This is a genomic window from Saccharopolyspora sp. CA-218241, from assembly GCF_050954615.1.
Classification (GTDB): Bacteria; Actinomycetota; Actinomycetes; order Mycobacteriales; family Pseudonocardiaceae; genus Saccharopolyspora; species Saccharopolyspora cebuensis.
In genome coordinates this window covers 2,768,219-2,787,387 of the sequence record NZ_CP191860.1, presented here as the reverse complement: position 1 = coordinate 2,787,387, position 19,169 = coordinate 2,768,219, and the positions used below count along the sequence as shown (strand labels likewise).

The window sequence follows — 19,169 nt, the reverse complement described above, 5'->3', positions numbered from 1 at the left end:
CACCGGGTCCGCGGCCAGTCCGAACCAGCAGGAAGAGGTGCATGTCGGTGCAGTCGACGTTGAGCTCGGTGATCGGTCCGGCGCCAGCCGGGAGCGCGGTCGACGGCGGTGCCGAATACCTGTCGCGCAACCCGGCCGACCTCGACGACGTGGTCGCCCGGGTGCGGCTCGGCGGCGCCGAGGCGCTGCCCGAGGCCGCCGCGCAGGCCCAGCGGGCGCAGCGGGAGTGGGCGCAGGTGCCCGCCCCGGTGCGCGGTCGCGTGGTCGCCGGGCTCGGCCGCCTGGTCGAGGCGAACAAGGAGTCGCTGGCCCGCCTGGTGACCCGGGAGATCGGCAAGCCCTACGGCGAGGCGCTCGGCGAGGTCCAGGAGATCATCGACACCTGCGACTTCTTCCTCGGCGAGGGACGCAGGCTCTACGGGCAGACGGTGCCCTCCGAGATGCCCGACAAGCAGTTGTTCACCTTCCGGGTCCCGGTCGGGGTGGCGGTGGTGATCACCGCGGGCAACTTCCCGGTCGCCGTGCCGTCCTGGTACCTGGTGCCCGCGCTGCTGTGCGGCAACGCCGTGGTGTGGAAGCCCGCGGAGTACGCCGCGGGGGCCGCCCGGGCGCTGGCCGAGCTGGCCTGGCGGGCCGGGGTGCCGCGCGGGGTGCTCAACCTGGTCTACGCCGACGGGGAGGCGACCTCCGCGGGGCTGGAAACCGCGCTGGCGGCGGGCACCGTGCAGAAGGTCGGCTTCACCGGCTCCAGCGCCGTCGGGGCGCGGGTCGGCGAGCTGTGCGGCAGGCACCTGCAGAGCCCGTGCCTCGAGCTCGGCGGCAAGAACCCGATGGTGGTCGCCCCGGACGCCGACCTGGACCTGGCGGTGCAGGGCGCGCTGTTCTCCGGCTGGGGGACCGCCGGGCAGCGCTGCACCTCCCTGGGCAACCTGATCGTGCACCGCGACGTGCACGCCGAGTTCGTCGGCAGGCTGGACGCGGCGCTGCGGGCGGCGACGCTCGGCGACCCGACCGGCGACGTGCTCTACGGCCCGCTCCTGGACCGCAAGTTCGCCGACGGGTTCGAGGCGGTGCTGGACACCATCGCCGAGCACCACACCCCGCTCGGCTCCGACCACGTCGGCCGGATCACCGAGGCCGCGCCGCGCGCCGGGTTCGCCGGTGACCCGGCCACCGGCCTGTACTACCACCCGGTGCTGCTGGACGGGATGCGACCCGACGACCACGTCTTCCGGGAGGAGACCTTCGGTCCCGTCGTCGGCGTGACCACCTACGGGACGCTCGACGAGGCCATCGAGCTCGGCAACGCCCCCGGGTACGGGCTGTCGGCCGCCGTCTACACCACCGATCCCGCCACCGCGTTCCGGTTCCGGCAGGGCACCAGCGCGGGGATGGTCAGCGTGAACAACTCGACCTCCGGCGCCGAGGCGCACCTGCCCTTCGGCGGCAACGGCAGGTCCGGCAACGGCAGCCGCCAGTCCGGCATCTGGGTGCTCGACCAGTTCACCCGCTGGCAGTCGCTGAACTGGGACTTCTCCGGCGCGCTGCAGAAGGCCCAGATGGACGTCGGCACCGTGGAACCCGAGCTCGACTACCGGTTGCCGCCCGAACTCGGCGGCCCGGCGTGAACCCGCTGCCGCAACGCGCCGAGGTGGTGATCGGCACCAGCGCCGCCCGCCACCTCGCCGAAGCCGGGGTCGAGGTGCGGTCGGGCGCGCCTGGTGCCGGGCCGCGTCCCCGCGGTCGACGCCAGCGGCTTCGATGCCCGGCGCTTCGCCGGGAGCACCGCGCGGGAGCCCGCCGAGCACGACCTCGTCCGACCCCCTAGCGAACGGAGCGACCGAGCGTGCGTGATCTGCTGCAGGACATCGACGAGTGGGGCCCGGAGAAGGTCGTCTGCGTCTCCGACGCCCGGACCGGGATGCGCGGTGTGCTGGTCATCGACAACACCGCCCGCGGCACCGGCAAGGGCGGCACCCGGATGGGCCCGGACGTGTCGGTGGGCGAGATCGCCCGGCTGGCCCGGGTGATGACGTGGAAGTGGGCGGCGGTCGACCTGTTCCACGGCGGCGCCAAGGCCGGCATCAACGCCGATCCGTCCGCACCGGACAAGGAGCGGATCGTGCGCGCCTTCGCCCGGCGGCTGGCCGACCAGATCCCCGCGTCCTACGTCGCCGGGCTGGACATGGGCATGACCGAGCAGGACGCGGCGATCATCCAGGACGAGCTCGGGGACCGAGGCGCGGCGGTCGGCGTCCCCGAGGCGCTGGGCGGGGTGCCCTACGACGAGCTCGGCGTCACCGGGCACGGCGTGGCCGAGGCGGTCGAGGCGGCGCTGGCGCACCGGGGGCGTTCGGTCGCCGGGGCGCGGGTCGCGGTGCAGGGCTTCGGCGCGGTCGGTGCGGCGGCCGTCCGGCGGCTGCACGCGCTGGGAGCGGTGCTCGTCGCGCTGTCCACGGTGGAGGGCGCAGTGCACGCCGCCGACGGGCTGGACGTCCCGGCGTGGCTGGCCGCCCGCGAGGAGTTCGGGGACGCCTGCGTGGCCAAGGCGCCGGCGCACCAGCGGATCCGGCGCGGCGAGGAACTGCTCGTCGACTGCGACGTGCTGGTGCCCGCCGCCGGGCAGGACGTGCTCGACGCCGAGCGGGCCGCGCGGGTCCGCGCCGGGCTGGTGGTGGAGGGGGCGAACCTGCCGACCACCCCTCCCGGGCGGGCGGTGCTCGCCGAGCGCGGGGTCACCGTGGTGCCGGACTTCATCGCCAACGCCGGGGGCGCCATCGCCGCCGGTTTCGCGATGGACGCGCGGCGGTCGGCGTTCCGCCCGGAACCGGCGGCGATCCTGCGCGCGGTCGCCGAGCGCACCCGCGCCAACACGGTGCGGGTGCTCGACGCGGTGCTCCAGCGCGGCGTACCGCCGCACGACGCCGCGCTGGAGCTGGCCCAGGAGCGGGTGCGCACCGCGATGCGGCTGCGCGGACGGCTCCCCGCGGCGTAGCGGACCCCCGCGGCGGTGCGCCGCCGCGGCACCCCGAGCGGTCGGCGCCGCTCGTCGAACCGGAGGACCCCGTGCTCAACCCGATCCACCTCAGGACCTTGCAGGAATGCGTGCGCACCGGCTCGTTCGCCGAAGCGGGCCGGGTCCTGGGCTACACGTCCTCGGCGGTGTCGCAGCAGATGGTGCTGCTCGAACGGGCGGTGGGAGCGCCGCTGTTCGAGCGCTCCGCGCGCAGCGCCCGCAGCACCGCGCTGGCCTCCCGGCTCGCCCTCCGCAGCCGGGACGCCCTGGGCGCCCTCGACGCGCTGGAACGCGAGATCCGGGCGATGGTCGCCGGTGACGAGGGCAGCCTGCGGCTGGCCAGCTTCGCCACCGCCAACGCCCGGCTGCTGCCGGAGGTGCTGGCCACCGTGGTGGCCCAGCGGCCGAAGGCGGAGGTGCAGCTCGACGAGGCGGAGCCGGACGAGGTGCTCGACCCGGTCCTCGACGGCGTGGTGGACGCCGCGGTGGTCTTCGAGTACGACCTCGACCCGCGGCAGTGGCCGCTGGAGCTGTGCGCGGAGGAGCTGCTGGCCGAGCCGCTGCGGATCGCGCTGCCCCGGCAGCACCGGCTGGCCGGGGCGAGCGAGGTCGATCTGCGCGACCTCACCGGCGACCCGTGGATCTGCACCCGCGCCGACACCGCGGGCGCCCGGTCGCTGGTGCGGCTGGCGGCCGAGGCCGGGTTCGTGCCGCGGATCATCTTCCGCAGCAACGACTACTCGGTCATCCGCACCCTGGTCGCCCGCGGCCTGGGCGTCGCCGTGCTGCCCGGGCTCGCGCTGCCCGACGAGCGGGTGCGGATCGCGCGCATCGCGGGACGGCGACCGCACCGGCGGGTCAAGACGCTCCACCGCAAGCAGAACACCAATCCGCTGCTGCCGATCGCGCTGGAATGCCTGGCCGAATCCTGCGCCTCGGTGGCCGACGACTGGGACGACCCGCGCTGAGGCCCGGCGCGGTGGCTCCGCGCCTCCCGAAAGGAGCCCGATGACCGACAACCCGGTGGACGAGCACTTCCTGACCGCGGCCGCCGCGCTGGAGCCCGGCCGAGCGGACCCGGACGACGGCGAGCTGACCGCGCTGTTCGACGCGCAGGCCGGCAGCAGGCACCTCGACCTCGCGGCCCGCCAGCTCGGCGCCCGCGGCGAGGGCTACTACAGCATCGGTTCCTCCGGCCACGAGTCCAACGCGGCGGTGGCCGCCGCGCTGCGCCCCACCGACCCGGCGCTGCTGCACTACCGCTCCGGCGGGTTCTACTTGCGCCGCGCCCAGCAGGTGCCCGGTCAGGACCCGCTGCGCGACGTGCTGCTGGGCGTCGTCGCCTCGGCCGAGGACCCCATCTCGGCGGGCCGGCACAAGGTGTTCGGCAACGCCGGGCTGCACGTCATCCCGCAGACCTCCACCATCGCCTCCCACCTGCCCCGCGCGGTCGGCCTGGCGTTCGCCCTGGGGCGCGCCGCCAAGCTCGGCCGCACCACGCCGTGGCCGCAGGACGCGGTCGTGGTGTGCGGGTTCGGCGACGCCTCGGCGAACCACTCGACGGCCACCGGCGCGATCAACTCGGCGCTGCACTGCGCCTACCAGGGGTTGCCGATGCCGCTGCTGCTGGTCTGCGAGGACAACGGGATCGGGATCAGCGTGCGCACCCCGAAGGGCTGGATCGAGACCGCCTTCGGGGACCGGGCCGGGCTGGCGCACCACACCGCCGACGGCGCGGACCCGGAGGAGTGCCTGGCGGTCGCCCGGCGCGCGGTGCGGGAGGTGCGCCGCACCCGGCGACCGGCGCTGCTGCACCTGCGCACCGTCCGGCTGATGGGGCACGCCGGCTCCGACGTCGAATCCGGGTACCGCTCGCGCACCGAGATCACCGCCGACTACGCCCGCGACCCGCTGCTGGGCACCGCGCGGGCGCTGGTGGCGCGCCGCGCGATGACCCCGGCGGCGGTGGTCGAGCGCTACGAGCGGATCCGCGCCGAGGTCGCCCGGACCACCGCCGAGGTTCTGACCCGCCCCAAGCTGACCGGCCCGGAGCAGGTGATGGCCGCGATCCACCAGGACCGCCCGGAGTCGGTCCGGGTCCGCGCCGGAGCACCGCGCGGCGACCTCGGCGACCGGCTGCCGGAGGACGAGGGGCCGCTGACGCTGGCGCAGGCGCTCAACCGGTCGCTGGCCGAGGAACTCGCCCGCGACCCCCGGGTGCTGGTGTTCGGCGAGGACGTCGCGCGCAAGGGCGGGGTCTACGGGGTCACCCGCGGGCTGCGCGCCCGCTTCGGCGGCACCCGCGTGTTCGACACCCTGCTGGACGAGCAGAGCGTCCTCGGCACCGCGCTGGGCACCGGGCTCGCCGGGTTCGTCCCGGTCCCGGAGATCCAGTACCTCGCCTACCTGCACAACGCCGCCGACCAGCTGCGCGGCGAGGCCAGCACGCTGGGCTTCTTCTCCGACGGCCGGTACCGCAACCCGATGGTGGTGCGGATCGCCGGGTACGGCTACCAGAAGGGCTTCGGCGGGCACTTCCACAACGACAACAGCGTGGCCGCGCTGCGCGACCTGCCCGGCGTGGTCGTCGCCTCGCCGTCGCGGCCGGACGACGCCGCCGCGATGCTGCGCACCTGCGTCTCGTCCGCCGCCGAGGACGGCCGGGTCTGCGCGTTCCTGGAACCCATCGCGCTCTACCACACCCGGGACCTGCACGAGCCCGGCGACGGCGGCTGGCTGGCGGCCTACCCGGCGCCGGGCACCGGCCACGTGCCGATCGGCCGGGCCCGGGAGCACGGGACCGGCACCGACCTGACGCTGGTCAGCTTCGGCAACGGCGTGCCGATGAGCCTGCGGGTGGCGCGGCGGCTGCGGGACCGCGGCATCGGTGCCCGGGTGCTGGACCTGCGCTGGCTGGCGCCGCTGCCGGTGGCCGACCTGCTGGCCGCGGCGGAGGCGACCGGCGCGGTGCTGGTGGTGGACGAGACGCGGCGCAGCGGCGGCGTGTCCGAACCCGTGGTCACCGCACTGGTCGACGGGGGCTTCCGCGGCCAGATCGCCCGGGTCACCAGCGCGGACAGCTTCATCCCGCTGGGCGGCGCCGCCCAGCACGTGCTGCTGTCCGAGGAGGCGGTGGAGAAGGCGGCGCTGGAGCTGACCGGCGGCTGAGCGCGGCGTGCCCCAGCCGACCGGCCGTCAGCTCGCCGGGTCGCCGAAGACCTTGCCCGGGTTGAAGATCCCGCGCGGGTCCAGCGCGTCCTTCACCGCGTGGTGCATCCCGACCACAGCCGGCCCCAGCTCGGCGTGCAGCCCCGCGCGCTTGAGCAGGCCGACGCCGTGCTCGCCGGTGACGGTGCCGCCGAGGGCGAGGGCGTCGGCGACGATGTCGTCGAACGCGCGCTGGGCCCGCTCCCGGGCCGCGTCGTCACCGGGCTCGGTGATGATCAGCGGGTGCAGGTTGCCGTCCCCGGCGTGCGCGATGTTGGCGATCAGGGTGTCGTGGCGCCGTGCCGCCGCCTCGATCCGGGCGAGCATCCCGGGGACCGCGGCCCGGGGCACGCAGACGTCCTCGGTGAGCACCGGGCCGAGCCGCTCCAGCGCCGGGTAGGCCAGCCGCCGCGCGGCGAACAGCGCGTCGGCCTCGTGCTCGTCGGTGGAGCGGGCGCTCCAGGTGGCCCCGGCCTGGTCGAAGCACCGCAGCAGCGCGTCGACCTCCTGCTCCCCGGCCGCTCCCGGGGTGTCGCACCGGCCGAGCAGCAGCACGTTCGCCTCCGCGCTCAGGCCCATGTTCTTCCAGGCGTCCACCGCCTCGAGGCAGTGCCGGTCGAGCAGTTCCAGGGCGGAGGGCACGATGCCCGCGGCGGCGACGGCGGCGACCGCTTCCCCGGCCTCGACCAGCGAGTCGAAGTAGCCGACCACCGTGCGCTCCGGGGCGCGCTGGCCGGGCAGCAGCTTGACGGTGATCTCGGTGATCACCCCGAGGGTGCCCTCGGAGCCCACGAACAGCCCGCACAGGTCGTAGCCCGCGACGCCCTTGGCGGTGCGCCTGCCCAGCCGCACCACCTCGCCGTCGCCGACCACCGCCTCCAGGCCCAGCACGTAGTCGCGGGTGACGCCGTACTTCACGCAGCACACCCCGCCCGCGTTGGTGCCGACGTTGCCGCCGATCGTCGACCACGGGGAGCTCGCCGGGTCGGGCGGGTACCAGGCGCCGTGCTCGCGGCAGGCGGCGCGCAGGTCGTCGTTGACCACGCCGGGCTGCACCACCGCCAACTGCTCCCTGGGGTTGATCTCCAGCACGGAGTTCATCGCCTCGAAGGACAGCACGACGCAGCCGTCCACGGCGTTGGCCCCGCCGGACAGCCCGGTGCCCGCCCCGCGGGGCACCACCGGCACGCCGTGCTCGGCGCAGACCCGCACCACGGCGGCGACCTGCTCGGTGCCGTCCGGGCGCACCACGGCCAGCGGTTTGCCGAACGGCGCCCACTCCGCCTCGTCGTGGGCGTAGCGGCCGGTGGAATCCGGGTCGGTGAGCAGCGCCCCGGCCGGAACCCGCTCGCGCAGCGCCGCCAGTACCTCGTCCGTGCCACCCGCCATGTCGTCCTCCTCGACCGATCGTCACCCCCACGTTAACCACGCGAACGGAGCCGCGGACGCGCGGACCCGGTGCCGATCAGCCTCGGCCGCGCCAGATCCGCCGGGAGGCCGGCGAGCGCGCCCGCGGACTCGCCCATGATGGGCACGGAGCCCGGGTCGCCGCCGAAGCCCGCGATCTCCTCCTGGACCCAGCGCAGCGCGCCGGAGCGGGTGCGCACGATCGGTTCCACCCCCCGAGCACAGCACCCCGGGCGGCCCGGGCGCACCGGATCGGCGGAATCGCCGGAGCCCCGGGCGGGTGGGCGTCGCGGAGCAGCGCTGCTCCGCGACGCCCACCCGCCCGGTGGATCAGTTCGGCGACCAGTGCTCGAGCATCGCGGCGAAGGTCTCGAACGCCGGCTCGTTGTAGCCGTACGGCGCCTCCAGGTGGACCCCGATCGGGAAGCCCAGGTCGAGGACGCCGTCAACGACCCGCTTGTAGAGATCGACGACGTGGCGCTTGCGCTTCTCGAAGTCCAGCTCGGCGACCTCGGCCACGAACTGCTGCTCGGCGGCGACCGCCGCGTTGCCCGGGTCCTGGATCAGCCACTGGATGAGCTTCTTCTTGCTCTCCACGCCCGGGATGAACCCGAAGGACAGCAGGATCTCCGGGCGGTGCGGCGTGGTGCGGGCGAACTCCTCCAGGAAGCCCACGATCGCGTCGGAGTGCAGGAGCTGGGTCATGCCGTAGGTGGCGCCGCGCTCGCACTTGAACCCGAACCGGCCCTGCTCGCCCTCCCGGGTGGGGATCAGGATCGAGCCCCGGTGCGGGATCAGGTCCTGGAACTTCGTCAGCGCGTCGGTGGGCGCGACCCCGGGACCGTCCCCGTCGCTCATCGTGCGCGGGACCCCGACGAACGCGATGCCGTCCATGCCCTCGTCGCGCAGGTTCCGCAGCCGCTCGGCCAACCGCTGCTCGTCGTGGAAGGCGGTGACCTGCGTGCACAGGCCGCGCATCCCGCCCAGCTCCGGTCGGATCGCCCGCCAGTAGTCGATGGTGTCCAGCTTCTCGCGGTAATCGACCGGCCGGTCGCCGTCCTCCTGGATGATGCCGGGGATCATGGCGTGCGTGATGCGGCCGGTCAGCCCGGTCGCCCGGCTGAGTTCGACGATCTTGCGACCTTCCGCCATTGCGCTCTGCACGCCACCGTCGACGTCGGGCGGTACCAGTTCGAGTGCGATGGTGTTCATGTCGGCCTCAGGTCTTCCTTCTGTCGACTTCGGTCACCGCAGAGCTCGACCAGGCGTGCCTGCGAACCCGTTCCGGGGAACGGGGACCATACGGATGAGGAATCTACTCGCCGCGAGGTGCGAGGTGAGGAACGCGGGCGCGAGGGCGCGCGGGGCGGTTCGACGTCGCGCCGCGGTGCGGCGGGCGGGCGGTGGCGGGGCGTCCGCGCCACCGCCCGGTCCCTTCCGGGGGTGTCCTGCGGGCGGGTTCCCCGCCCGCAGGACACCTCGGCCGGTCCGGCCGGAGCCGGTCCGATCAGTAGCGGTAGTGCTCGGGCTTGTACGGGCCGTTGACGTCGACGCCGATGTACTCGGCCTGCTCCTTGGTCAGCTTGGTGAGCTTGACGCCCAGGGCGTCCAGGTGCAGCCGGGCGACCTTCTCGTCGAGGTGCTTGGGCAGCACGTAGACCTGCTTGTCGTACTCACCGGGCTTGGTGAACAGCTCGATCTGGGCGATCGTCTGGTTGGTGAAGGAGTTCGACATCACGAAGCTCGGGTGCCCGGTGGCGTTGCCCAGGTTGAGCAGCCGGCCCTCGGACAGCACGATGATCGAGTGCCCGTCCGCGAAGGTGAACTCGTGGACCTGCGGCTTGATCTCCTGCTTCTTGATGCCGGGGGTCTTCTCCAGGCCGGCCATGTCGATCTCGTTGTCGAAGTGGCCGATGTTGCCCACGATGGCCTGGTGCTTCATCCGCGCCATGTGGTCGGCGGTGATGATGTTGAAGTTGCCGGTCGTGGTGATGAAGATGTCGGCCTGGTCGATGACGTCCTCGATGGTGGCCACCTGGTAGCCGTCCATCGCCGCCTGCAGCGCGCAGATCGGGTCGACCTCGGTGACGATGACCCGGGCGCCCTGGCCGCGCAGCGACTCCGCCGAGCCCTTGCCGACGTCGCCGTAGCCGGCGATCACGGCGACCTTGCCGCCGATGAGCACGTCGGTGGCCCGGTTGATGCCGTCCACCAGCGAGTGCCGGCAGCCGTACTTGTTGTCGAACTTCGACTTGGTCACCGAGTCGTTGACGTTGATCGCCGGGAACAGCAGGTCACCGGTCTTGGCCAGCTCGTAGAGCCGGTGCACGCCGGTGGTGGTCTCCTCGGTGACGCCCTTGATCTCCCCGGCGATCCGGGTGAACCGCTGCCCGTCGACCGACAGGCTCTTGCGCAGGGTCTCCAGGATGACCTTGTACTCGTCGGGGTCCTCGTCGGTGGGCTGCGGCACCGCACCGGCGGCCTCGAACTCCACGCCCTTGTGCACCAGCAGCGTGGCGTCGCCACCGTCGTCGAGGATCATGTTCGGGGCCTGGTCGCCGAACTGGAAGAGCTGCTCGGTGCACCACCAGTAGTCCTCCAGGGTCTCGCCCTTCCAGGCGAACACCGAAACGCCCGCGGGCTTGTCCGGGGTGCCCTTCGGGCCGACCACGACGGCGGCCGCGGCCTCGTCCTGGGTGGAGAAGATGTTGCAGGAGACCCAGCGCACCTCGGCGCCGAGGTCGACCAGCGTCTCGATCAGCACGGCGGTCTGCACCGTCATGTGCAGCGAGCCCGCGATCCGCGCGCCCTTCAACGGCTTGGCGGCCGCGTACTCCTCGCGGGTCGCCATCAACCCCGGCATCTCGTGCTCGGCGAGCCGGATCTGGTGCCGCCCGGCCTCGGCCAGCGCCAAGTCCTTGACGGCGAACTCCAGGCCGTTGACCTTCTGCAGCTTCGCGCTCATGATTTCCTTTCTCGTTCCCGGTCTCGTTTCCGGACTTCGCCCGCTCGCGTCGGTGCGTCGCGGGGGGTGGGCACCGCCCACCGCCTCACGTGTTGAAGTACTTGGCCTCGGGGTGGTGGGCCACGAGGGCGTCGGTGGACTGCTCCGGGTGGAGCTGGAACTCCTCGGAGAGCTCCACCCCGATCCGCTCGGACTCCAGCAGCTCCACGATCTTGGCGCGGTCCTCGATCTCCGGGCAGGCCCCGTACCCGAACGAGTACCGGGCGCCCCGGTAACCGAGCTTGAAGAACTCCCGGACGTCGGCGGGGTCCTCCTCGGCGACCGAGCCACCGCTGGACCAGGCCAGCTCGCGCCGCACCCTGCGGTGCCAGTACTCGGCCAGCGCCTCGGTGAGCTGCACGCCCATGCCGTGCACCTCCAGGTAGTCCCGGTAGGCGTTCTTGGCGAACAGCTCGTTGGCGTAGTCGGCGATCGGCTGGCCCATCGTGACCAGCTGCATCGGCAGCACGTCGACCTGGCCGGTCTGCTCGGCCTTCTCCCGGGTGCGGAAGAAGTCCGCCAGGCACAGCCTGCGGTCGCGCTTCTGCCTGGGGAAGAAGAAGCGGCAGCGCTCCTGCGCGTCCGGTTCCTCCTTGTCCAGCACGATCAGGTGGTTTCCCTCGGTGACGCACGGGAAGTAGCCGTAGACCACCGCCGCGTGCTGCAGGATGCCCGCGGTGGACAGCTCGTCGATCCAGTGCCGCAGCCGCGGGCGGCCCTCGCTCTCGACCAGATCCTCGTAGGACGGCCCCTCGCCCTTCTTCGCCCCGCGCAGGCCCCACTGGCCGAAGAACGTGGCGCGCTCGTCGAGCAGGGCCAGGTAGTCGGCGACCGCGACGCCCTTGACCACCTTGGAGCCCCAGAACGGCGGCGTCGGCACCGGGGCGTCGGCGTCGACGTCGGAGCGGGTGGTGTCGTCGTAGCCCGGCTCCGGGCCCTGCTCGGCCTTGCGCTTCTCGGCGATGCGCATCGAGCGCTCCCGCCGGGCCTTGCGCTCGGCCTTCTTGGCCTCGTCCGCGGCGTCGGCCTCGGGGGCCTCACCGCGCTTGACCGCCATCACCTTGTCCATCAGGGTCAGGCCCTCGAACGCGTCCTTCGCGTAGCGGACGTCGCCCTGGTAGACCTCGTCGAGGTCGTTCTCCACGAACGAGCGGGTCAGCGCCGCGCCGCCCAGCAGCACCGGGTAGCGGTCGGCCAGCCCCCTGGAGTTCATCTCCTCCAGGTTCTCCTTCATGATGACCGTCGACTTCACCAGCAGGCCCGACATCCCGATCGCGTCGACCCGGTGCTCCTGCGCAGCGTCCAGGATCGCGCCGATCGGCTGCTTGATGCCGATGTTGACCACGTCGTAGCCGTTGTTCGACACGATGATGTCGACCAGGTTCTTGCCGATGTCGTGGACGTCGCCCTTGACCGTGGCCAGCAGCAGCTTGCCCTTGCCGCCGGAGTCGTCGGCCTCCATGTGCGGTTCCAGGTGGGCCACCGCGGCCTTCATCACCTCGGCGGACTGCAGCACGAACGGCAGCTGCATCTGCCCGGAGCCGAACAGGTCGCCGACGACCTTCATCCCGGCGAGCAGGTTCTCGTTGACGATGGCCAGCGGTTCCTTCTCGCCCATCGCCGCGTCGAGGTCGGCCTCCAAGCCGTTGCGCTCACCGTCGACGATCCGCCGCTCCAGCCGCTCGAACAGCGGCAGCTGGGCCAGCTCCTCGGCCCGCGAGGCGCTCGACGACTTCGCCGTCTGCCCCTCGAAGAGCTCCATCAGCTTCTGCAGCGGGTCGTAGCCCTCGGAGCGCCGGTCGTAGACCAGGTCCAGAGCCACCTGGCGGTGCTCTTCCGGGATCTTGCTCATCGGCAGGATCTTCGACGCGTTCAGGATCGCCGTGTCCAGCCCGGCCTCGCGGCACTCGTTGAGGAACACCGAGTTGAGCACCTGCCGCGCCGCGGGGTTCAACCCGAACGACACGTTGGAAAGGCCGAGGGTGGTCTGCACCTCCGGGTGAAGCCGCTTGAGCTCCCGGATCGCCTCGATCGTCTCGATGGCGTCCTTGCGGACCTCCTCCTGACCGGTGGAGATCGGGAACACCAGGCAGTCGATGATGATGTCGGACTCGGCGAGGCCCCAGTTGCCGGTGATGTCGGCGATCAGCCGCTCGGCGACCCGGACCTTCCAGTCCTTGGTCCGGGCCTGGCCCTCCTCGTCGATGCACAGGCCGACCACGGAGGCGCCGTGCTCGGAGACCAGCCGCATCACCTTCTGGAACCGCGAGTCCGGCCCGGCGCCGTCCTCGTAGTTCACCGAGTTCACCGCGCACCGGCCACCCAGGTGCTCCAGCCCGGCTTGGATCACGTCGGCCTCGGTGGAGTCCACCATCACCGGCAGCGTGGAGGCGGTGGCGAGCCGGCCCGCCAGCTCCCGCATGTCCTGCACGCCGTCGCGGCCCACGTAGTCCACGCACAGGTCGAGCATGTGCGCGCCCTCGCGGGTCTGGCCCTTGGCGATCTCGATGCAGTCCTCGTAGCGGCCGTCGAGCATCGCCTCGCGGAACGCCTTCGAACCGTTGGTGTTGGTCCGCTCCCCGACGTTGAGGATCGAGGCGTCCTGCTCGAAGGGCACCGACTGGTACATCGACGAGACCGCCGGGATGACCTCCGGGGTGCGCGCCGCCGGGGTCAGCCCGGAGACCGCCTCGGCCACCGCGCGCACGTGGTCGTTGGTGGTCCCGCAGCAGCCGCCGACCAGCCGGGCGCCGAAGTCGTGGACGAACCCGACCAGCGCCTCGGCCAGCTCGGCGGGCTGCAACGGGTACACCGCGCCGTTCGGGCCGAGCTCGGGGAGCCCGGCGTTGGGCATCACCGAGATCGGGATCGTGGAGTGCTGGGCCAGCACCCGGAGGTGCTCGCTCATCTCCGCGGGCCCGGTCGCGCAGTTCATCCCGATCAGGTCGATGCCCAGGGGCTCCAGGGCGGTCAGCGCGGCACCGATCTCCGAGCCGACCAGCATCGTGCCGGTGGTCTCAACGGTGACCTGGGCGATGATCGGGAGCCGCCGGCCCGCCTGCTCCATCGCCCGCTTGGCCGCCACGATCGCGGCCTTGGTCTGGAGCAGGTCCTGCGAGGTCTCCACCAGGACCACGTCGATGCCGCCGTCGAGCATCCCCAGGACCTGGTCGACGTAGGCGTCGCGCAGGTCGGTGTAGGGGGCGTGGCCGAGCGTCGGCAGCTTGGTGCCCGGCCCCATCGATCCCAGCACGAAGCGCGGCTTGTCCGGCGTGGAGAACTCGTCGGCCGCCTGCCGCGCCAGCACCGTCCCCTTCTCGGCCAGGTCCCGGATCCGGTCGACGATGTCGTACTCGGCGAGGTTGGCCAGGTTGGTCCCGAAGGTGTTGGTCTCGATGGCGTCCGAGCCGGCCTCCAGGTAGCCCCGGTACACGCCGGAGACCACGTCGGGCCGGGTCTCGTTGAGGATCTCGTTGCAGCCCTCCAGGTTGGCGAAGTCGTCCAACGTGAGGTCGTAGGCCTGCAACGCGGTCCCCATCCCGCCGTCCGCGACGAGCACCCGCTCGTCGATCGCGGCGAGGAAACCGCTGGGGTCGTTCTGCCGATCTGCCATGACGCTGTCTGCCTCTCCCCCGTCTCAGCGAAGCTTCGGGCCGACCTCAGCCACCGCGGCATCGCCGTAGGCCTCGGCGAAGCGGGCGAGGAACGGTTCCCGGTCCACCTCGTACTCCTGCGGACCGTCGGTCTCCAGGGATACCGTCGCGAGCGTGCAGCCGAGCTGCAGCGACCGCTCGATTCCCAGATCGTGGGAGAGCCCGGCCAGGAAGCCGGCGCGCAGCGCGTCACCGACACCCGTCGGGTCGCCTTTCTGCTTCTCCTTCGGCGGCTCCACGACCAGTGTGGGCTCTCCGGCCGCCTCGACCCGCACGCCCTTCGGGCCGAGTGAGGTGAACCACTTCCCGACGCGCTGGAGGACCTCCTCGTGGGTCCACCCGGTGCTCTTGAGCAGCAGGCCGTGCTCGTACTCGTTGGTGAACAGGAACTCGGCGCCGCCGACGAGGGACTTGATCGACTCGCCGTCCATCCGGGCGAGCTGCTGGCCCGGGTCGGCGAGGAAGCGGTAGCCGCGGTCCCGGCACTCCTGGGTGTGGCGAACCATCGCCTCGGGGTCGTTGGCCGAGATGACCACCACGTCCAGCCCGCCGAGGCGCTCGGCGATCGGCTGCAGCTCGATCTCCCGGGACTCCGACATCGCCCCGGCGTAGAACGAGGCGATCTGGTTCTGGTCGGCGTCGGTGGTGCACACGAACCGCGAGGTCTGCTTGGTGCCGGAGACGTGCACCGACCCGGTGTCGACTCCGTGGCGGTCCAGCCACGCCCGGTACTCGTCGAAGTCGCTACCGACCGAACCGACCAGCGTCGAGGTCACCCCGAGCTGGCCGAGGCCGAAGGTGATGTTGGCCGCGATCCCGCCCCGGCGCACCTCCAGCTCGTCGACCAGGAACGACAGCGAGACCTGGTCGAGGCGGTCGGCGACGAACTGCTCCGCGAACCTGCCGGGGTAGGACATCAGATGGTCGGTGGCGATCGAGCCGGTCACCGCAATCCGCACTGCTCACTCCTTCACACGGGGCGCTCCGCACCGGAGCCGCCCTCGGGGCTTCATCTTGGCGTCGGGATCTCCGACATCGGACCGCGGGGCGCGGCGCGCCACGCCCCGCGGTCCGGTGGATGGCCGTGCGGACCGTCAGATGCCCGCCGCGCTCTTGAGCGCGTCGGCGCGGTCGGTGCGCTCCCACGGCAGGTCCACGTCGGCGCGGCCGAAGTGGCCGTAGGCCGCCGTCTGCGCGTAGATCGGCCGCAGCAGGTCCAGGTCCCGCACGATCGCGGCCGGGCGCAGGTCGAAGACCTCGTTGATCGCCGCCTGGATCTTGACCGGGTCCACGTTCTCGGTCCCGAAGGTCTCCACGAACAGGCCCACCGGAGCCGCCTTGCCGATCGCGTACGCGACCTGCACCTCGATCCGGCCCGCCAGCCCCGCGGCCACCGCGTTCTTGGCCACCCAGCGCATCGCGTACGCCGCCGACCGGTCCACCTTCGACGGGTCCTTGCCGGAGAACGCGCCACCACCGTGCCGCGCCATCCCGCCGTAGGTGTCCACGATGATCTTCCGCCCCGTCAGACCCGCATCACCCATCGGGCCCCCGACCACGAACCGGCCCGTCGGGTTCACCAGGATGCGGGTGTCGGAGGTCTCCAGGCCGACCCGCTGGATCTCCGGGTCGATGACCTTCTCCCGGATGTCCTTGGTCAGCGTCGCGTCGAGGTCGATCTCCTCGGCGTGCTGGGTGGACAGCACGGCGGTGTCCAGCCGCACCGGCTGGTCCCCGGCGTACTCGATGGTCACCTGGGTCTTGCCGTCGGCGCGCAGGTACGGCAGCGTGCCGTCCTTGCGGACCCGGGTCAGCCGCCGCGACAGGCGGTGCGCCAGCGCGATCGGCAGCGGCATCAGCTCGTCGGTGTCGGTGCAGGCGTAGCCGAACATGAGGCCCTGGTCACCGGCGCCCTGCTTGGCGATCTCGTCGATCACGCCCTCGACCCGCGACTCGTGCGCGGTGTCCACGCCCTGCGCGATGTCCGGGGACTGCGACCCGATCGCGATGTTGACGCCGCAGGACGCCCCGTCGAAGCCCTTCGCCGAGGAGTCGTAGCCGATCTCCAGGATCTTCTCCCGGACGATCGTCGGGATGTCGGCGTAGGCGTCGGTGGTCACCTCACCGGCCACGTGCACCTGACCGGTGGTCACCATGGTCTCCACCGCCACGCGGGACCGCGGGTCCTGGGCCAACAGCGCGTCCAGCACCGCGTCGCTGATCGCGTCGCAGATCTTGTCCGGGTGGCCTTCGGTCACCGATTCACTGGTGAACAACCTGCGGTTGATCTCACTCACGACTGCTCCTCACTCACCTGCTGCAGGTTCGATCCTTGCTCATCACGCCGACGGCTTCACGCACGGGCGTGGATGATGCCCCACGCCAGGCTCCCGGCCTGCCCGGCCTCGACCCAGTTGCGCAGCCCGACCTTCATCCTGGCCCGGTAGTCCTCGCTGATCTTGCTCGCCAGTTCGCCCTCCTTGGCCTCCAGGACCTCCAGAACCCGCCCGTAGTGCACGGGCAGGTACTCGCTGAGGTCGTCGAAGTCCACCGACTGGAGGCCCAACCGGGCCAGCTCGCGCCGGTAGAAGCCGGGCGACCCCATGCTGTCGAGGTGCAACCGGTCCAGGATCGGCCCCAGGTCCTTCTTCCGCGCGTGGTCGGCGGCCATCGGGTCGGTGAACAGGAACGACCCGCCCGGCCTGAGCACCCGGGTGACCTCCTCCAGGACGCGCTCCCGGTCACCGCTGTGCAGGATCGCGTCCTGCGACCAGACGATGTCGAAGGCGTTGTCCTGGAATGGGATGTCCTCGAAGGAACCGTCCTTGACCTCGATCAGTTCGTCGAGCCCGGCTTCGCGGTTGAACTCGACGTTGCGGGCGTTCTCCACCTCGCTGAGGTTCAGGCAGGAAACCTTGCAGCCGTAGGTGGCCGCCAGGTAGCGGGCGGCGCCGCCGTATCCGGCACCGATGTCCAGAATTCGGGTTTCCGGCGTGATCTCCACCTTGCCCGCCATCCGCTCCACGGTGCGGCGGGAGGCGGCGTCGATCTCCTCGCCCTCGCCCCGGTAGAGGCCGACGTGGATGTCGTTGCCGCCCCAGACGTGGTAGTAAAAGTTGTCCGCGTCCTCGGAATTGTAGTAATCCCGCGCGGTGTGCACGGCGTTCGAGTAGACGTCCGCCAATTCTTCGTCCGGCCGGTACCGCTTCTCGGCGACGTGGATGAAGAAGTCCGGTTCGGCGTCGTGGTAGGTCTCCTGGAAATCACCGTAGGTGTCGATCCGCTGGAAACCGACCTCGCGCATCAGCCGCCGCACGTAATTCTTCCGCAGCGGATACATGTTGAGGTAGAACTCGGACTTGTCCGGGAAGGTGTACTTGAACCGGGCCAGACCTTCGTCGACGTAATCCGGCTCGGCGGAAACGTCCTCACCCGCGTAGTAGTAGGTGTGCTTGGAGCTGAATCCGCTGTCCAGGATCGAGTCGTAGTTGCGCTGGTCGACGATCAGGACGCCGTCGTGCTTGAGCATCGCGTAGAACTCGGCCAGGGCCTTGCGCCGGTCGCGCTCGGAGAACAGATGGGTGAAGGAGTTCCCGAGGCAGACGATCGCGTCGTACTCGCCGTGCACGTCGCGGTTGAGCCAGCGCCAGTCGGCGTTGACGACCCGGAGGATGTGCCCGCCGTAGGTCAGCCCGTTGCTGAACGCCTTGGCCAGCATCTGCGGGCTGCCGTCCGCGCTGACCGTCTCGAAGCCCTCCTCCAGCAGCCGGACCGAGTGGAACCCGGTGCCGGTGGCCGCGTCGAGCACGGAGCGCACCCCGCGGGCCTTGAGCTGATCGATGAAGAAGGTGCCCTCGCTCTCGTAGCGCTTCTTCCAGTCGATCAGGTCATCCCATTTTTCCACGAATCCGCCGACGTACTCGTGCGTGTAGTGATCAGATTCGCGCACTTCCAACGGATTGTCGCCGAACACCTGCTCTTCGCGACGCACCAGATCGGCGGTATCCGGAGATCCAGGGCTGTCGCTCGAGGCTAGGTCGTCCACGCTCTTGGCCATACTTCACTCCCACCACTCACGTTGGTCATGCGCCACCGCCGGCCCGGGGTCGCGCTAATCCGTGCCCCGAGTTGGTCCCGTGGCCGTGCCGGGTCGCCATGCACAAAAAGGCAACGCCCATGACAGGCGAGGGCGGCCGAGAAATGCTCAGGCCACACACCAGCACCCGTCACGAACCAGGTCGGCACCTTTGCCATCCCGGTTCGACGCGATTTCTTGCGTCGCTTAACCAACCTAGGCGAAGAAGATCCTGAAGCAAGCGTACGAACGTGTGACAACCATCACCGGAATACGATGATTGCGTGATTCCCCCGATCACCCAGGGTGAATAAATGCGCTGCTACCTGCACAAATTCTAGGGCATTTGAATGCGCGTAACGATCGTGAGAGTGCAGAAATTCGTCGAGTTGTGTACACTCGCGCGCAAGCGTTTACCACATCAACCGCACTCGGGGCAACAGCGGGAACCTGAGAATTCGATGATTTCGGGGGAGCGCGGGGAGTGGCACTTCTCCGCTCCCAGTCGTTGCATCGACGAGCGGAGATCGGATGTTACGATCCACCTCCGCCCGGCGCCAGGATTTTCGGCGAGTTCTTCGCCCCGGATCGCGGTACCGCCGCCGTGCGCCACCCGTTCGGGCGGCCCGGGCCATCGGGAGGTAGCACCGTCCGGCGGTACCGGCGGCCTCCCTACGCCCGTCGCCCGCATCAGCGCCCCGTTCCTCGCGCGGCGGTCCAGTCCGCCCGCCGGGTACCCGGACGCGGCGCGCTGAACCGATCACGCACCAGTGTGGCACGTGACACCGGTGGTGTTGCGCACCGCCC

Annotated in this window: 12 protein-coding genes; 4 read left to right on the top strand and 8 right to left on the bottom strand. The window is 71.3% G+C overall.

Annotated elements, in window-relative coordinates:
* Nucleotides 1–41: 41 nt before the first annotated feature.
* The 4 genes from ACQP0T_RS13270 (at nucleotide 42) to ACQP0T_RS13255 (ending at nucleotide 6,184) form a co-directional block, all read left to right on the top strand.
* Nucleotides 42–1,628, top strand: a complete 1,587-nt coding sequence (locus tag ACQP0T_RS13270; protein WP_433873371.1) for an aldehyde dehydrogenase family protein — start codon at nucleotides 42–44, stop codon at nucleotides 1,626–1,628.
* A 218-nt stretch (nucleotides 1,629–1,846) separates the two neighbouring features.
* A complete protein-coding gene (locus ACQP0T_RS13265; RefSeq protein WP_433873369.1) occupies nucleotides 1,847–2,995 on the top strand; it encodes a Glu/Leu/Phe/Val family dehydrogenase in 1,149 nt (382 codons plus the stop codon).
* Between the two features lie 71 nt (nucleotides 2,996–3,066).
* Nucleotides 3,067–3,984: a LysR substrate-binding domain-containing protein gene (locus ACQP0T_RS13260; protein ID WP_433873368.1), complete on the top strand. Its 918-nt coding sequence runs from the start codon at nucleotides 3,067–3,069 to the stop codon at nucleotides 3,982–3,984.
* Nucleotides 3,985–4,024: 40 nt separating this feature from the next.
* Complete coding sequence (locus ACQP0T_RS13255) at nucleotides 4,025–6,184, top strand: thiamine pyrophosphate-dependent enzyme (protein WP_433873366.1); 2,160 nt, start codon at nucleotides 4,025–4,027, stop codon at nucleotides 6,182–6,184.
* A 27-nt stretch (nucleotides 6,185–6,211) separates the two neighbouring features.
* Here ACQP0T_RS13255 and ACQP0T_RS13250 read toward each other — a convergent pair whose 3' ends face one another.
* The 8 genes from ACQP0T_RS13250 to ACQP0T_RS13215 form a co-directional block, all read right to left on the bottom strand.
* Nucleotides 6,212–7,612 carry an FAD-binding oxidoreductase gene (locus ACQP0T_RS13250; protein WP_433873365.1) on the bottom strand — a complete coding sequence of 467 codons (1,401 nt, stop codon included), beginning with the start codon at nucleotides 7,610–7,612 and terminating at the stop codon, nucleotides 6,212–6,214.
* A 32-nt stretch (nucleotides 7,613–7,644) separates the two neighbouring features.
* Complete coding sequence (locus ACQP0T_RS13245; RefSeq protein WP_433873364.1) at nucleotides 7,645–7,842, bottom strand: carboxylesterase family protein; 198 nt, start codon at nucleotides 7,840–7,842, stop codon at nucleotides 7,645–7,647.
* A 118-nt stretch (nucleotides 7,843–7,960) separates the two neighbouring features.
* Nucleotides 7,961–8,842, bottom strand: coding sequence for a mycobacterial-type methylenetetrahydrofolate reductase (locus ACQP0T_RS13240; RefSeq protein ID WP_433873363.1), 882 nt, complete (start codon nucleotides 8,840–8,842; stop codon nucleotides 7,961–7,963).
* Nucleotides 8,843–9,137: 295 nt separating this feature from the next.
* Nucleotides 9,138–10,595 carry an adenosylhomocysteinase gene (gene ahcY, locus ACQP0T_RS13235; protein WP_345366613.1) on the bottom strand — a complete coding sequence of 486 codons (1,458 nt, stop codon included), beginning with the start codon at nucleotides 10,593–10,595 and terminating at the stop codon, nucleotides 9,138–9,140.
* Between the two features lie 85 nt (nucleotides 10,596–10,680).
* Entirely contained in the window at nucleotides 10,681–14,247 is a 3,567-nt protein-coding gene (gene metH, locus ACQP0T_RS13230) for a methionine synthase (protein ID WP_433873361.1), read from the bottom strand.
* 24 nt (nucleotides 14,248–14,271) lie between these two features.
* Nucleotides 14,272–15,246, bottom strand: coding sequence for a carbohydrate kinase family protein (locus tag ACQP0T_RS13225; RefSeq protein WP_345366617.1), 975 nt, complete (start codon nucleotides 15,244–15,246; stop codon nucleotides 14,272–14,274).
* Between the two features lie 135 nt (nucleotides 15,247–15,381).
* Nucleotides 15,382–16,584, bottom strand: coding sequence for a methionine adenosyltransferase (gene metK / locus ACQP0T_RS13220; RefSeq protein WP_433873359.1), 1,203 nt, complete (start codon nucleotides 16,582–16,584; stop codon nucleotides 15,382–15,384).
* Between the two features lie 56 nt (nucleotides 16,585–16,640).
* Nucleotides 16,641–18,344: a methyltransferase domain-containing protein gene (locus ACQP0T_RS13215; protein ID WP_433873358.1), complete on the bottom strand. Its 1,704-nt coding sequence runs from the start codon at nucleotides 18,342–18,344 to the stop codon at nucleotides 16,641–16,643.
* Between the last annotated feature and the right edge of the window lie 825 nt (nucleotides 18,345–19,169).